Origin of the sequence: Burkholderia sp. 4NA327C6 (genome assembly GCF_005502655.1) — a bacterium.
Classification (GTDB): domain Bacteria; phylum Pseudomonadota; class Gammaproteobacteria; order Burkholderiales; family Burkholderiaceae; genus Burkholderia; species Burkholderia contaminans.
This window is the reverse complement of the sequence record NZ_SCNZ01000039.1, coordinates 31,530-46,688: the sequence shown is the minus strand read 5'-3', so window position 1 is coordinate 46,688 and position 15,159 is coordinate 31,530. Positions and strand designations below refer to the sequence as shown.

At 67.0% G+C, this 15,159-nt stretch carries 12 protein-coding genes; 10 read left to right on the top strand and 2 right to left on the bottom strand.

Annotated elements, in window-relative coordinates:
• The first annotated feature begins 2 nt into the window (after nucleotides 1–2).
• The 7 genes from FFS49_RS30645 (at nucleotide 3) to FFS49_RS30615 (ending at nucleotide 9,640) form a co-directional block, all read left to right on the top strand.
• Nucleotides 3–1,028 carry a lipase secretion chaperone gene (locus tag FFS49_RS30645; RefSeq protein ID WP_105816866.1) on the top strand — a complete coding sequence of 342 codons (1,026 nt, stop codon included), beginning with the start codon at nucleotides 3–5 and terminating at the stop codon, nucleotides 1,026–1,028.
• Between the two features lie 419 nt (nucleotides 1,029–1,447).
• Nucleotides 1,448–2,224 carry a Crp/Fnr family transcriptional regulator gene (locus tag FFS49_RS30640; protein WP_071334274.1) on the top strand — a complete coding sequence of 259 codons (777 nt, stop codon included), beginning with the start codon at nucleotides 1,448–1,450 and terminating at the stop codon, nucleotides 2,222–2,224.
• A gap of 118 nt (nucleotides 2,225–2,342) precedes the next feature.
• Entirely contained in the window at nucleotides 2,343–4,742 is a 2,400-nt protein-coding gene (locus FFS49_RS30635; RefSeq protein ID WP_105816865.1) for an EAL domain-containing protein, read from the top strand.
• Nucleotides 4,743–4,761: 19 nt separating this feature from the next.
• Nucleotides 4,762–5,499 carry an iron-containing redox enzyme family protein gene (locus tag FFS49_RS30630; RefSeq protein WP_105816864.1) on the top strand — a complete coding sequence of 246 codons (738 nt, stop codon included), beginning with the start codon at nucleotides 4,762–4,764 and terminating at the stop codon, nucleotides 5,497–5,499.
• Between the two features lie 116 nt (nucleotides 5,500–5,615).
• Nucleotides 5,616–6,365 (top strand): response regulator transcription factor, encoded by a 750-nt coding sequence (locus tag FFS49_RS30625; protein WP_105816863.1) that lies wholly within the window; start codon nucleotides 5,616–5,618, stop codon nucleotides 6,363–6,365.
• A gap of 316 nt (nucleotides 6,366–6,681) precedes the next feature.
• Nucleotides 6,682–8,511 (top strand): acyl-CoA dehydrogenase, encoded by a 1,830-nt coding sequence (locus FFS49_RS30620; protein WP_137909903.1) that lies wholly within the window; start codon nucleotides 6,682–6,684, stop codon nucleotides 8,509–8,511.
• 148 nt (nucleotides 8,512–8,659) lie between these two features.
• Nucleotides 8,660–9,640 carry an NADPH:quinone oxidoreductase family protein gene (locus FFS49_RS30615; protein WP_105816862.1) on the top strand — a complete coding sequence of 327 codons (981 nt, stop codon included), beginning with the start codon at nucleotides 8,660–8,662 and terminating at the stop codon, nucleotides 9,638–9,640.
• A 271-nt stretch (nucleotides 9,641–9,911) separates the two neighbouring features.
• Here the strand turns inward: FFS49_RS30615 and FFS49_RS30605 are convergent, their stop codons facing one another.
• On the bottom strand, nucleotides 9,912–10,448 hold the full coding sequence (locus FFS49_RS30605; RefSeq protein WP_069247687.1) for a PadR family transcriptional regulator: 537 nt from the start codon (nucleotides 10,446–10,448) through the stop codon (nucleotides 9,912–9,914).
• Nucleotides 10,449–10,598: 150 nt separating this feature from the next.
• Here FFS49_RS30605 and FFS49_RS30600 point away from each other — a divergent pair, with 150 nt between their 5' ends.
• Nucleotides 10,599–12,623 carry an NADPH-dependent 2,4-dienoyl-CoA reductase gene (locus FFS49_RS30600; protein WP_105816860.1) on the top strand — a complete coding sequence of 675 codons (2,025 nt, stop codon included), beginning with the start codon at nucleotides 10,599–10,601 and terminating at the stop codon, nucleotides 12,621–12,623.
• 43 nt (nucleotides 12,624–12,666) lie between these two features.
• The gene (locus tag FFS49_RS30595) at nucleotides 12,667–13,107 is read left to right on the top strand and encodes a nuclear transport factor 2 family protein (protein ID WP_105816859.1); all 441 of its coding nucleotides are present in this window, start codon (nucleotides 12,667–12,669) and stop codon (nucleotides 13,105–13,107) included.
• A gap of 108 nt (nucleotides 13,108–13,215) precedes the next feature.
• On the opposite strand, the gene FFS49_RS30590 is transcribed toward FFS49_RS30595, so the two are convergent.
• Nucleotides 13,216–14,097, bottom strand: coding sequence for an intradiol ring-cleavage dioxygenase (locus FFS49_RS30590; RefSeq protein ID WP_105816858.1), 882 nt, complete (start codon nucleotides 14,095–14,097; stop codon nucleotides 13,216–13,218).
• Nucleotides 14,098–14,215: 118 nt separating this feature from the next.
• Between FFS49_RS30590 and FFS49_RS30585 the strand changes: the two genes are divergently transcribed.
• Nucleotides 14,216–15,139: a LysR family transcriptional regulator gene (locus tag FFS49_RS30585; protein WP_039347592.1), complete on the top strand. Its 924-nt coding sequence runs from the start codon at nucleotides 14,216–14,218 to the stop codon at nucleotides 15,137–15,139.
• Nucleotides 15,140–15,159: the final 20 nt, after the last annotated feature.

Below are 15,159 nucleotides of genomic sequence, written 5' to 3'. Positions count from 1 at the left end.
CGATGAAGGTCCGCAGGATCCTGTCTCGCGCGGTGCTCTACGCCGCCGCCGGCGCGGTTGCGGCCGCGGTGGTTTGGCAAGCGCTCGGCCGGCCGGCGGCTTCGCCGCGCGCCGTCACGTTGCCGGCCGCCGGCGCCGTGAAGCCCGACGCGGCGCCGCGGCCCGCGCCGGCCGCGTCCGATGTCGCGCTGCCGGCGTCGCTGGCGGGTTCGCGTGCGCCTCGCCTGCCGCTCGGGCTGGACGGGCATCTCGCGAAAGCGCATGCGGTGCGGGACTTCTTCGATTACTTCCTGCTCGCGCAGCACGACCTGACGCCGGCCGCACTCGACGCGCTGGTCGCGCGCGAGATCGACGCACAGCCGATCGGCGCGCCGGCGCGGCGCGAAGCGCTCGACGTGTGGCCGCGCTATCGCGCGTGCCTCGCTGCCTTCGATGCGCAGCCGGAACCGGGGGCGGTGCAGTCCGGCACGCCTGTCGATCCGGATGCGATCGCGGGCGAACTCGAACGGCGCGCGACGCTCGCGAGCCGCTGGCTCGGCGACTGGAGCACGCCGTTCTTCGGCGCCGAGTTGCGGCAGCAGCGTGACGATCTCGACCGGATCCGGGTTGCACGAGATCCGGCGTTGAGCGACGTGCAGAAACGCGACCGTCTTGCGGCGCTCGATCAGTCGCTGCCGCCGAGCATGCGCGATGCACGCGAGCAACTGGCGCGGCAGCGGGAGACGATCTCGACGGTGGCCCGGCTCGACGCGCAGCGTGCGACGCCCGATGCGCTGCGTGCGCAGCTCGGCGCCGAGGTCGCCGCACGCGTCGTGCAACTGCGGCAGGACGACGATGCGTGGCAGGCGCGTTATCGCGACTACGCGGCCGAACGCGAGCGCCTCGACACGCAGCAGCTTGCGCCCGACGCGCGCGATGCGCAGCTCACGCAGCTGCGGCAGCGCGCCTTCCCGGAACCGGCGGACGCGTTGCGCGCCGCTGCGCTCGACGCGGGCGGCGCCGTGCCCGCGCAACCGCACGCGAGGTAGCGTGCGGCACCGCCCGACTCGCCTGCGCCGTTCCGCCCGTTCCACGTTCGCCGTCCGGGAAGTGTGCGCTACGCCACCCAGCCCGCATTATTTCGATGCAGGAGTGATTTTGATTTTAAGAGTTAATTGCATTCCGGCGTATTGGTTGTTGCGGGCCATTTTCAATGATCCATCGGTGAAACATCTTTATAAGGCCGGTATTTAAATAGTCACTATTTGATTGACGATACAAGAGTCTTCAGGCGGCGGACGAAACTGTCAAATTACTTCATGTAACAAGGTCCGAACGCCTATGACGGCAGGGCTGCGTGATACCTTTTTGCCCAATGCACCGGAAAGAAAACGGCAAGGCCGGTTGGTTTTAAAACACTATGAAGTTTCGGTGTCCAAGGGCGGGGATATAACGTACGAGGTGCGTCGTGACACACCAGGCAAACAATGTCATCGAGCTGCCGCAGGCACTGGGTGCCAATCATTTCCTGTCTGCACTGGATGGAATAACCCGGTCGGAATTGGCGCCGCATTTACAGCTTGCGAATCTCAAGACCGGTCAGGTGTTGTGCGATGCCGGCGAGGATCTGGAGGCCGCCTATTTTCCCGTGACGGCGGGTATTTCGCTGCAGTACACGGCGGGCGGCAGGATGACGCTCGGCGTGACGGAAATCGGCCGCGAGGGCGTCGTGTGCGACGACGTCGTCGGCAGCGCGATGGAGCGGCGCGTGGTCGTCTATCGCGGCGGCTTCGCGTACCGGCTGTACGCGCGCCATTTCGCCAGCGCGTGCGACGCGTCGGCCGCGATACGGCAGCAGGTGTTCATGCGCATGCAGCTGATTCTTTCCCAGGCGTCGCAGGTGATGTTCTGCGGCCGCCATCACGTGATGCGGCAACAGCTCGGCCGATGGCTGCTGGTCGCATACGAGCGCTCGCGCAGCATCGAGATCCCGGTCACGCACGGGATGCTCGGCCAGATGCTGGGCGTGCGGCGCGAGACCGTCACCGAAGCGACGCGGCAGCTTCACGAACTGGGCTTGATCGATCAGCACCGCGGCGCGATCGTGCTGACCGACCTCGCGAATCTCGAACGGCAGGGGTGCGATTGCCACCGGGTCATCCGGGACGAGACGCGCCGCATTCTCGCGATCGATCCCGCGACCGGCGGCGCCGCCGCATCGTCACGCCGCATCGGGACGAACTAGCTGTCCGCGCCGCGCACGAGCCGAACGGTGCAGGAGGGAGGTGGGAGGAGAGAGGCACCCATGCCGGAAGTCCGGCAGGCGCCGGGCCGTCGGCGTCGAGAATAATCAGAAATTCAGTATGGAAAACTTATCGAACCTCCAGAGTCAGCGCAGCTCGTTTCACGTGTGGCCGTGGAGTCCCGCGCTCGGCATCCTGCCGATCGTGGTCGTGATCGGCGCGCTGGCCGGCTTCGTCGCCGTCAGCCTGATCGTGATCATGTCGCTACGCGTGTACGTCGGCGGCGAAAGCAGCTGGTCGAAGGCGCAGAAGGACGAGATCATCCTGCTGACCCGCTACGGGCAGACCGGTGATGAAAAGCTGTTCGACGACTACCTGGCGGTCGACCGGACCCTCGCGTTTCTCGGCGTCGCGCGCCGTGCGATGACCGGCTTGCCGGCGGATCGCGGCACCGCGCGCCGGGCGATGATCGAGGCCGGCATCAACCCCGTCGATGCGGCGGCGGTGGTGTGGTTCTATCCGATCCTGAGCAGCTTCGCAGGCCTGAACGTCGCACTGCAATACTGGGAGAGCGCGGACCGGCAACTGGTCGACCTGCGCGCGGTGGCCGAGGCGCTGCGCGAGTCCGTGCACGCCGGCGACTTGCGCCGCACGTACCGCCTGAACCGCGAGATCTGGAATCTCAATTCGCGCATCGAGCCGCTGCCGAAGCGTTTTTCCGACGAACTGAGCGCCGAATTCCGCTCGGCCGTGATCCAGTTGTTCCTGTCGTACCTCGCCGCGTCGCTGCTGATCATCCTGCTGTCGGTGCGCTGGGCGGGCCGCGCGCAACGTCAGCAGGTGTCGATGCAGACCGAGCTCGACCGGAGCCAGGCGTTTGCCGAAGTCGCGCTGCGCTCGGTGGCCGACGCGATCGTCACGATCGGTCTCACGCGCAGCATCGAGACGGTCAACCCGGCGGCCGAGCAACTGCTAGGCGCGTCGTCGGAGCTGTGCGTCGGCAAGCCGATCAACGACGTGCTCGACCTGATCGACACGTCGACGGGCATGTCGATCAAGCTGCTCGCGTCGCTCAGCAACAGCGGCGACCACACGTTCACGCGCGATCTCGACCTGCTGCGCGTGGGCGGCTCGGCGGTGTCCGTGCGCGCGTCGTTGTCGAAGATGGACAACGCGGCGGGCCGCTGCGTCGGCTACGTGCTGATCCTGCGCGACATGACGCGTGAATACCAGTTGATCGAGAAACTGACGTGGCAGGCGTCGCACGACGCGCTGACCGGACTGATCAACCGGACCGAGTTCGAGCGGCGCCTGGGCGACGCGCTGACGGAGCGTGCGGGCGGAATGCTGATGGTGCTCGATCTGGACGGCTTCAAGGAAGTCAACGACGTATGCGGTCACGCGGCCGGCGACGCGCTGCTGCGCGATGCGGCGGCGGTGTTCCGGCGCTGTCTCGACGCCGCCGACCTGGTCGGCCGGCTCGGTGGTGACGAATTCGGCATCCTGCTGCCGGCCGCCCGGACGAGCCCGCCGGACGGCGGCAAGGCCGAGCGGATCCGCGCGGGCGTCGAGGATTTCACGTTCCTGTGGCAACGCGAGCCGTTCAAGATCAGCGTGAGCATCGGCGTGCTGGACCTCGCGTGCCGGCCCGAGAGCGTCGAAGCGGCGATGCAGATGGCCGACATCGCGTGCTACGTCGCCAAGGACAGCGGCCGCAATCGCGTGCACGTCGCCGATTCGCGCGACATGAATTCGAGCCGCCAGGCGTATCACATGCAATGGAGCCGCCGCGTGAAGACGGCGCTCGAAACGAACTCGTTCCAGTTGTATGCACAACGCATCGTGCCGATCCAGTCGGGACAGGACGCACCCGAGCGTGCGGAGATCCTGCTGCGCATCCCGGACGCCGACGGCAAGCTGATTTCGCCGGTTTTCCTGCCCGCCGCCGAGCGATACGGCCACATGACGATGATCGACCGCTGGGTCGTGCGCACCGTGATCCGGCGTCTTGCGCGGCTGGAGCGGCGCCGCTACGTCGAATACAACGTGAACCTGTCGGCGATGTCGATCACAGACGAGCGCTTCGTCGAATTCGTGATTGCCGAGCTGTCGGCGTCGGGGCTCGACCCGTCGCTGCTCTGCTTCGAGATCACGGAGACGAGCGCGGTACGCAACCTGGAAGTCGCGTCGCGCTTCATGTGCGAACTGCGCGATCTCGGCTGCCGGTTCGCGCTCGACGATTTCGGCGCGGGCATGTCGTCGTTTTCATACCTGCGCCAATTGCCGATCGACTATCTGAAGATCGACGGCAGCCTCGTGTCGGACATGACGTCCGACGGCATCAAGCGCGGCATCACGTACGCGATCAACGACATCGCGCACGTGATGAAGTACCGCACCGTCGCCGAGCACGTCGAGGACACGACGACGGCCGACATGCTGCGTGCGATGGGCGTCGACTATTGCCAGGGCTATTACTTCGGCCGCCCCGCGCCCTGGCAGGAAGGGGGCTTTCATTGAACAAGCGAGGAACGAACGCATGAGTGCTCCATTTGAACTGACCGGCGACCTGATGGACCTGGCCAGCTATCCGGGCTGGCTGTGCGACGTGGTCGGCGCGACCGACGAGCTGAAGGCCCGCATCCTCGCGCATCCAGTGTTCGCGGCGATGAGCGCCGGGACCTTGCGCGCAGCGCAGTTGCGCGCGTTCTTCGTGACCGGCTGGGCGGTGGTCAGCCAGTTTCCGGAGTACATGGCGATGAACCTGGTGAAGACCGCCGCGTACCGGTCGCGCGGCGACGAGAAGGCGCGGCGTTATCTGATCCGCAATATCCGCGTCGAGCAGAATCACGTCGATCACTGGGCGAACTGGGCCGCGGATTCCGGCGTGACGATCGACATGATGCTGCGTGGCGATGCGCCGCTGGACGGATTCGCGCTGAGTCACTGGTGCTGGAAAAGCGCCAGCGCGGACGCGCTCGCGCCGAGCATCGCCGCGACCAACTACGCGATCGAAGGCGTGACGGGCGAGTGGAGTGCGCTGCTGTGCGCGTCGCGCTACGAAGAGCGGTTCGACCCGGCCGTGCGGCATCGCGCGATGCGATGGCTGAAGCTGCATGCCGACTACGACGACCGGCACCCGTGGGAGGCGCTCGACATCGTCGCGACACTGCTCGGCCGGTCGCCGGCCACCCGCGACGTGCGGGACGTCGAGACGTCGATCCGCAAGAGCCTGAGCTATTTCATGACGAGTCTCGATTGCTGCATGCACGTATAGGCGGCGGCCTCGCGCGATCGCGGGTTCGGGCCGGCCTCCCCGGCCGTTGCGGCCGGATGGTGACGCCGCGTGACGTCGCGATGCGCTGTCCGGGCCGACGCGTTGGATGATTTCTCATGGCCATCCAGGTTCTTGTCGTAGAGTCCGATCCGCACACGCGCGACATGATTCGCGCGTTTCTGCGCGACTGCCGGATCGACACGTCGGTGCTCGACGATGTCTCGATGCTGTTGCAGCACGTGAGCGCGGCGCCGCCGACCCTGATCGTGCTGCGGGTCGAGCGACCCGCCACGACGGTCCACATGGCGCTCGGCGCACTGCGGCGCGCCGGTCACGACATGCCGGTGATCGTGATCAGCCGTGGCGCGCACGTGGTCGACAAGGTCGTCGCGCTCGAAATCGGCGCGGACGACTACGTGGTGGAGCCGTTCGAGCCGATGGAGCTGGTCGCGCGCGTGCGCAGCGCGGTGCGCCGTTATGCGCCGACGCGCTTGACGCCGCCGCGCGAGCCGGGTTTTCCTGAACCCTATGCATTCGGCGACATCAGCGTGAATTTCGCGACCCGGCGCGCGACCCGCGCGGGCGACGACCTCGGGTTGCGCGCCAGCGAATTCGCGCTGCTCGAACTGTTCATCTCGCGGCCGATGCGCGTACTGTCGCGCGCGGAAATCCTCGCGCTTTTGGGGCGCAATGCGGCGGGACGCTCGGAGCGCGGGCTCGACGTGCTGATCTTCCGGCTGCGCAACCTGATCGAGCAGGCGGTCGGCGACTATCGCTACATCCGCACCGTGCGCGGCAAAGGCTACATGTTCGTTCCGATCGACACCCCGGCGGACGCTGACGACGCGCAGCCGCCGCCCGCATGACCGGCGCGTGACGCGGGCGCGCCGCGCACCGGGCAGGCGCCGGTCGCCCCCGCGCATGCCGCGATCGTCCCGATTCGTCGCCGGGGTGATTCGCCATTGTCGTTTTAGAACGACCGTGCTAAATTTCCCGCCAGCATTTGCAGTCACCGACCCACCCATCCGGTTCCGGCAACCGGAGCGAACGGGCGCGCCGACGCGCCGCCCGACAGGAGACAGACGTGATGAAGCCTGTATCGATCGAGCGCGCGCGGATCGGCCGGCGCGGGCAGGGCAGCGGCCACGCGTGGCGCTCGCCGGCCACGCGGAGGGCGTCGCGATGAGTCTGCTGATGTCGCGACGCGATCTCGCGTTCCTGCTGTATGACTGGCTCGACGCGGAAGCGCTCGTCGCGCTGCCGCGTTACGCCGAGCTCGGTCGCGAGACGTTCGACGCGGTGCTCGACACCAGCGAGCGGATTGCCGAAGACCTGTTCGCGCCGCATGCGGCGCGTGGCGATCGCGAGGAACCGCAGTTCGACGGCGAGCGCGTGACGCTGATCCCGGACGTCGCACCGGCCGTGCGCGCCTTTGCGGACGCCGGGCTGATCGCCGCGGGCCATGACGAAGCGCTCGGCGGCATGCGCTTGCCGAAGCTGGTCGAAGCCGCATCGTTCCTGTTCTTCCAGGCCGCGAACATCGCAACGTCCGCCTATCCGTTCCTGACCGCCGCCAACGCGAACCTGCTCGTCGCGCACGGCAGCGCCGCGCAGATCGACGCGTTCGCGCGCCCGGAGCTCGAAGGGCGCTACTTCGGCACCATGTGCCTGTCCGAGCCGCAAGCCGGGTCGTCGCTGTCCGACATCGCGACGCGTGCGGATTTCGAGGGCGACTCGCCGCTCGGCCCGCGCTACCGGCTGACCGGCAACAAGATGTGGATCTCGGGCGGTGAACACGAACTGACGGAGAACATCGTCCACCTCGTGCTCGCGAAGATTCCGGACGAACATGGCCGGCTGCAGCCCGGCACGCGTGGCATCTCGCTGTTCATCGTGCCCAAGTACCTGCCGGGCGCCGACGGCGCGGCCCTGGGCGAGCACAACGATGTGGTGCTGGCCGGGCTGAACCACAAGATGGGCTACCGCGGCACCACCAACTGCCTGCTGAACTTCGGCGAAGGCACGCGCTACCGCCCGGAAGGGCGCGCAGGCGCGATCGGCTATCTGGTCGGCCAGCCGAACCATGGCCTCGCATACATGTTCCACATGATGAACGAAGCGCGCATCGGTGTCGGCGCGGGCGCGGTGGCGCTCGGCTACACGGGTTATCTGCACGCGCTCGACTATGCGCGCAACCGGCCGCAAGGGCGCCCGCTCGGGCCGGCGGGCAAGGATGCCGCCGCGCCGCAGGCGCCGATCGTCGAACATCCGGACGTGCGGCGCATGTTGCTCGCGCAGAAGGCCTATGTCGAAGGCGGTCTCGCGCTGATCCTGTATTGCGCGAAGCTGGTCGATGAAGCACGCGCGCACGACGATGCGGACGTACGCGCCCAAGCGACGCGCCTGCTCGACATCCTGACGCCGATCGCGAAAAGCTGGCCGTCTCAGTGGTGTCTCGTCGCGAACGACCTCGCGATCCAGGTGCACGGCGGCTACGGCTACACGCGCGATTACGCGGTGGAGCGGCTCTATCGCGACAATCGTCTCAACCCGATCCACGAAGGCACGCATGGGATCCAGGCGCTCGACCTGCTGGGCCGCAAGGTCGCACAGGACGATGGCGCATTGCTGCACGCACTCGATGCGCGGATCGGCGTGACGGTCGAACGCGCGCGAACGCTCGATGCCGGCCTGCGCGAACAGGCCGACGCGCTGGCAAAGCGCTGGGCGCGGCTCGTCGAGGTCACGCGGCAACTCGGCGCGATCGGCGATCCGCAGGCGCGGCTCGCGAACGCGAGCGTCTATCTGGAAGCGTTCGGCCATCTCGTCGTTGCGTGGCTGTGGCTCGACGTGACGCTTGCCGCGCACGGGCACGCCGACGATTTCCATGACGGCAAGCGTGCGGCGGCCCGCTATTTCTTCAACTGGGAATTGCCGAAAGTGGATGCGCAGCTCGATCTGCTCGCGAGCGTCGACACGACGACGCTCGACATGCGCGACGCGTGGTTCTGATCATCGCTTCACCGATATTCCGGAATGCAGACGATGTCGCGGATGCCGGATCCGTCGGCTGTTGCGTATTCGCCGTGATCCGGCCGTGCGGGCGTGCCCCGCGGGATGACTCGATGCGCGGCGAAGCCGCACAAGGAGAGAGACGAACATGAAAGCCCTGTTGTGTACCGCATTCGGCCCGATCGACAGCTTGCGCATCGAGGACGTGGCGATCCCCGAACCGGGCGCGGGCCAGGTCCGGGTTCAGGTGAAGGCCGCATCGCTCAATTTCCCCGACGCGCTGATCGTCCAGGGCTTGTACCAGGTGAAACCGGCGTTGCCGTTTTCGCCGGGCGCGGAATTTGCCGGCGTGATCGACGCGGTGGGCGAGGGCGTGACCGCGTGGCGGCCGGGTGATTCGGTGGTTGCGTTCACCGGGCACGGCGGGTTCGCGCAGCAGTGCGTGGCCGATGTGCACCAGATTGCCGCGCTGCCGCCGGGCATGACGTTCGAGCAGGGCGCGGCGCTCGTGCTTGCGTACGGCACGTCGCTGCACGCGTTGCAGCAGCGCGCGCGGCTGCAAGAAGGCGAGACGTTGCTCGTACTGGGTGCGGCGGGCGGCGTTGGCCTCGCCGCGATCGAGATCGCGAAGGCGCTCGGTGCGCGCGTGATCGCGGCGGCGTCGAGTGCGGACAAGCTGGCGCTGTGCCGTGAAGCGGGCGCCGACGAGACGATCGACTATGCGACCGAAGACCTGCGCCGCCGCGTGGACGAGTTGACCGGCGGGCGCGGTGCGGACGTCGTCTACGATCCGGTCGGGGGTGCCTACAGCGAAGCGGCGTTGCGCGCGACCGCGTGGCGCGGCCGGTTCCTCGTGGTCGGCTTCGCCGCCGGCGAGATCCCGAAGCTCGCGCTGAACCTGGCGCTGCTCAAGGAGCGCGACATTCTGGGCGTGTTCTGGGGCGACGCGGTGCGCCGCGATCCGAAGCAGCATGTCGCGAACATGCGCCTGCTTGCCGAATGGTTCGCGGCCGGCAAGATACGACCGGCAATCACCGAGCGTGTGTCGCTGGCCGACGCGGCCGATGCGATCGCGCGGATGGCCAACCGGCAGGTGAAGGGCAAGGTGGTGATCCTGCCGGACGCGTGACCGGTTTCCCCGCGCGTGGCGTGTCGCGTTTGGGCACGCGCCGCGCGGTTGCGCTGAGGCGCTCATGTGCGTAACGCGATCTGCTGCGGAAGGGCCGCGACCCGCTGCCCGAGCGCACGATGCCGGTCGGCCGCGAAGTGAACGCCTTCGCGTGCGAACCGCTCCAGTACGCCGGCACGCGTCATCAGGCGTGTGCCGTGCGTGTTCGAATCGCCGCAGCAGCGCACGGTTTCTCCGTCATCGGCATTTCCTCCGCCAATCGTTCAGTCGTTCAGTCTTTCGGCAAGCGCAGCACGTCGAGCGCATGCTGTGAGAATTCGACCCAGAACCGCTCGTTCGCGATGCCGGCCTGCAGGACCAGGTGCTGAAGGCGCTTCGTGCGCGAATCGGCGCTTTCCGAGAAATCGCGCGCCTCGATCTGCAGATACAGGTCGAGCTTCTCCTGGTGCAGCGCGATGCGCCGCCTGATTTCGTCCTCCAGGCCGGCCGGGCCGAGCACCGCTTCCGCACGCAGGCGCACCATCAGCGCTTCGCGCAGCGGCGTCGGATCTTCCTGTTCGGCGATCCAGCGCCGCAACTCCTTCTTGCCGGCCGGCAGGATCCGGTACGCGCGCTTGCGGCCGCGCCCCGATTCGGCCGGCAGCGATTCGATCCAGCCCGTTTCCTCGAGACGCCCCAGCTCGCGATAGATCTGCTGGTGCGTCGCCTGCCAGAAATAGCCGATCGAGCGATCGAAGCGGTCGGCGAGTTCGGAGCCTGAACCCGGGCGTTCGGCGAGAGCGGTGAGGAGTGCGTGGGGCAGGGACATGTCGGATCGGAGGAGGCCGCGGAATGAACCGCATCTTGCCATATCGGGGCCACAGTACAAGATGTGGGACGCGTTTGTGCAACGGGTTGCATAAACGAAAGTGGTCGACTACTATCTGTGCAACTTGTTGCATAAAAACGGAGACACCTCATGACGTCGCGTTATCCGCATCTGACGACCCCGCTCGAGCTCGGCTTCACGTCGCTCAGGAACCGAGTGCTGATGGGGTCGATGCACGTGGGCCTCGAGGAAGCGCCGAACGGCTTCGAGCGGATGGCGGCGTTCTATGCGGAGCGTGCGCGCGGCGAGGCCGGCCTGATCGTCACGGGCGGATTCGCGCCGAACGAGCGGGGCCGTCCGGCGCTCGGCGGCGCGATGCTGACGACCGAAGCGGAAGCCGAGCGTCATCGTGTCGTGACGCGCGCGGTGCACGCGGAGGGCGGCAAGATCGCGCTGCAGATCCTGCATTTCGGGCGCTACGCGTATCACCCGGCACTTGCCGCGCCGAGCGCGCTGAAGGCGCCGATCAACCCGTTCACGCCGCATGCGCTGAGCAGCGATGAAGTCGACGAGACGATCGCCGATTTCGTCCGATGTGCGGCGCTCGCGCAGCACGCGGGCTACGACGGCGTCGAGATCATGGGGTCCGAAGGCTATCTGATCAACGAATTCATCGCCGCGCGTACGAACCATCGCGACGACGCATGGGGTGGCGCCTACGAGAACCGCATCCGCTTCCCGGTCGAGATCGTGCGGCGCGTGCGCGAGCGGGTCGGCACGAACTTCATCGTCATCTACCGGCTGTCGATGCTCGATCTCGTCGAAGGCGGCTCGACGCTCGACGAAGTGATCCGGCTCGCGCAGGCGATCGAAGCGGCCGGTGCAACGATCATCAATACGGGCATCGGCTGGCACGAGGCGCGCATTCCGACCATCGCGACGAAGGTGCCGCGCGCCGCGTACGCCTGGGTCACGCGGCAGTTGATGGGCAAGGTCGGCATCCCGCTCGTCGCGACCAACCGGATCAACACGCCGGAAGTCGCGGAGCAACTGCTGGCCGACGGCTACTGCGACATGGTGTCGATGGCGCGGCCGTTCCTCGCCGATGCCGAGTTCGTCCGCAAGGCGCGGGAAGGGCGCGCGGACGAAATCAACACGTGCATCGGCTGCAACCAGGCCTGCCTCGACCATACGTTCAGCGGCAGGATCACGTCGTGCCTCGTGAATCCGCGTGCATGCCATGAAACCGAGCTCGTGATTCGCCCCGCCCAGCTGCGCAAGCGGATCGCCGTGGTCGGCGCCGGGCCGGCAGGCCTCGGCTTCGCGGTCACCGCGGCCGAGCGCGGTCATGCGGTGACGCTGTACGAAGCCGGCGCGGAGATCGGCGGCCAGTTCAATATCGCCAGGAAGGTGCCCGGCAAGGAAGAGTTCAACGAGACGCTGCGCTATTTCAGCCGGCAGATCGAACTGCGCGGCGTGACGCTCCATCTCAACACGCGTGCGACCGCCGAGATGCTGCTGCAACGCGAATTCGACGAAGTGGTGATCGCGACGGGCATCGTGCCGCGCACGCCGCCGATCGACGGTGTCGGCCATGTCAAGGCGCTCGGCTATCTCGACGTGCTGCGCGACGGCAAGGCGGTCGGCCGCAATGTTGCGATCGTCGGCGCCGGCGGGATCGGCTTCGACGTCGCGGAATATCTCGTGCATCGCGAAGGCGCCGAGCACGTCGACGCGGACCGCTTCTTCGCCGAGTGGGGTGTCGACCCGTCGTATGCGAACGCAGGCGGCTTGCGCCATGCGCGGCCCGAGCCGGCGGCGCGGCAAATCCATCTGCTGCAGCGCAAGGCGTCGAAGGTCGGCGACGGCCTCGGCAAGACCACCGGATGGATCCACCGCACGGCGCTGAAGGCGCGCGGCGTCGGGATGTCGTCGGCGGTGAGCTACCGGCGCATCGACGACGAGGGCTTCCACGTGACGATCGACGGTGTCGAGCAGACGCTGCCGGTGGACAACGTCGTGATCTGCGCGGGGCAGGAGCCGCAGCGCGAACTGGCGGAGCAACTGGAGGCCGCCGGGCGCAAGGTGCACGTGATCGGCGGCGCGTACGAAGCGGCCGAGCTCGATGCGAAGCGCGCGATTCACCAGGGCACGACGCTGGCCGCCACCCTTTGAAACTGATTCGTTTCTTTTCCGCCCGACGATACTGGAGCCTTCGATGACGAACGCACCGCTGCATCTTCAACCCGCTGTCGCGCAATCGCTCGACAAGTGGCATGCAATGATCGAGCGCAAGGATTTTGGCGCGCTGGAGTCGATCGTCCATCCGGACGCCGTGTTCCGTTCGCCGATGGCGTTCAAGCCCTATGGGCCGGCGCCCGCGCTATTGCTGGCGCTGCGCACGGTAGTCACGATTCTCCAGGATTTCACCTACTACCGGCAGTTCGTCACCGACGACGGCAAGAGTGTGGTGCTGGAGTTCAGCGCTGCCATCGGCGACAAAGCGCTGAAGGGGATCGACATGATCCGCTTCGACGACGAAGGGCGGATCGTCGAATTCGAGGTCATGATCCGGCCGTTCAATGCGCTGCAGGCGCTCGGCGCCGAAATGGGCGCGCGGCTCGCGCAGCAGTTGCCGGCGTTCAAGCTCGGCGGTTGAGCGGGGCGATTGCGGGGCGGCGGGCGCCGCGCGCTTGGCGCCCGAGTTGTGCCAGCGCGCGTTCGGATTCAGTTGCGCCCGCAACATTCCACCTCACGACGTGGCGGATCACGCGGTGCGCTCCGCGGGATTGAGCACGAAGTCGTATTCGAGCGTGTAGAACGGCGTGTCCATGCGCGAGCCGTCCGGCGCGATGCCGGGCGCGTGCCGGGCCCAGTCGGCGACGAGCGTCGACCGTACGCCGAACACCGCATCGGAGTCGAGATAGCGGTCGCCGTCGCGGAACACGTGCGTGATCAGCGTTTCGTAGCCGCGCGCCTCGATCATGAAGTGCAGGTGCGCGGGGCGCCAAGGATGACGGCCGAGCGCGTCGAGCATCGCGCCGACGGGGCCGTCGTGCGGAATCGGATACGGCTCGGCGAGGATCGAGCGGAATGCGTAACGGCCGTCGGCATCAGTGCGCAGCCGGCCGCGCGCGCGGTGCGTGACCGAGCCGTCGTCGGCCGGAAGCTGCACGTCGTAGTGCCCGTCCTCGTCGGCTTGCCAGACTTCCAGCGACGCGTGCGCGATCGGCAGGCCGTCGATGCCGCGCACATGGCCCGACACGAAGCAGGGCTCGCCGCAGGCGCCGTTCGCGATGTCGTCGAACATCCCGAAGTCGCGGCTGCCTTCGACGTAGAACGGACCGAATACGGTCGCCTCCGTGCAGCCGGCCGGCTTCGCGTGATTCTGCGCGGTGACGAGGGTCGACAGCCCGAGCACGTCGGACAGCAGGATGAACTCCTGGCGCTTGTCGTCGGTGATGTGACCCACCGCCGTCAGGAAGCCGATCGCGCTTTGCCATTCGGCCTCGGTGAGCTTCGTCTCCCGTGCAAAGGAATGCAGATGCTGGACGAGGCTGGTCATCACCGTGTGCAACCGCTCGTCGCGACAGCCGCCCAGCGACGCGATCACGGCCTGTGTGATGGTGTCTTCGTCGAGATTGCGCATAGGGGGTGTCTCCTGATGTCGTTGGATAGCGCGTTGACGTAACATTAATTCCTCCCTGGATCGTAAAAAAGAGGGTTTGCGGGAGTTTTGTTCTCCGCCAGGTGGAAGAATCGAGCGCATGGACAAGTGGACGCAGATCGAATTTTTCGTGCAGGTGGCCGAGCTGGGCAGCCTGTCGAAGGCCGCCGAGCGGCTCGGGATGTCGAGCGCGGCGGCGAGCCGCTGCCTGAACGCGCTGGAGGAGAGGCTGGGGGCGCGGCTCGTCGAGCGCACCACGCGGCGCCTGTGGCTGACCGACGCCGGGCATGAATACCATCGGCGTTGCGTGGCAATCCTGATGGAACTGTCGGAGGCCGATGCGGCGGTCAACGAAGCGAGCGTCAATCCGGCCGGCACGCTGCGTGTGACCGCGTCGGTATCGTTCGCGTCGATGTATATCGCGCCCGCGTTGCCGGAGTTTCACCGGCGCTACCCGAACCTGAACGTGCAGATCGTCGCGGCGAACCGCTATCCGGATTTCATCGAGGCCGGCATCGACGTGGCGATCCGCACGCGCGAGCATGAGGCGGATTCGGGCATCACAGTGCGCAAGCTTGCCGAGACGCGGCGCGTGCTGGCCGCGTCGCCCGGGTACCTGGCGAAGCACGGCGCGCCGGTGACGCCCGATGCACTATGCGACCACCGGATGCTGGTCTACAACCTCGCGAACGATCCGTACGTGCTGCATTTCCGCCACGGCGCGAAGAAGCAGTCGGTCACGATCAAGAGCGTGCTCGATGCGAACGAAGGGCAGGTAATCCGCGCGGCGGCGCTTGCCGGGCTCGGCATCCTGATCCAGCCGCTCTACATCGTTCACGACGACATCGTTGCGGGGAAGCTGGTGCCGGTGCTCACCGACTGGCAACTGCCGGCGCTCACCGTCAATATTGCGTACCAGAGCCGTCGTCACCAGCCGGCGAAGATCCGCGTGTTCACCGAGTTCCTGATCGAGCGTTTCGAACGCCTCGGGCTCGCGCGCAAATGGAAGGAAGTCGGCCGTTGATTGGAGGCCGGCGCCAAGGC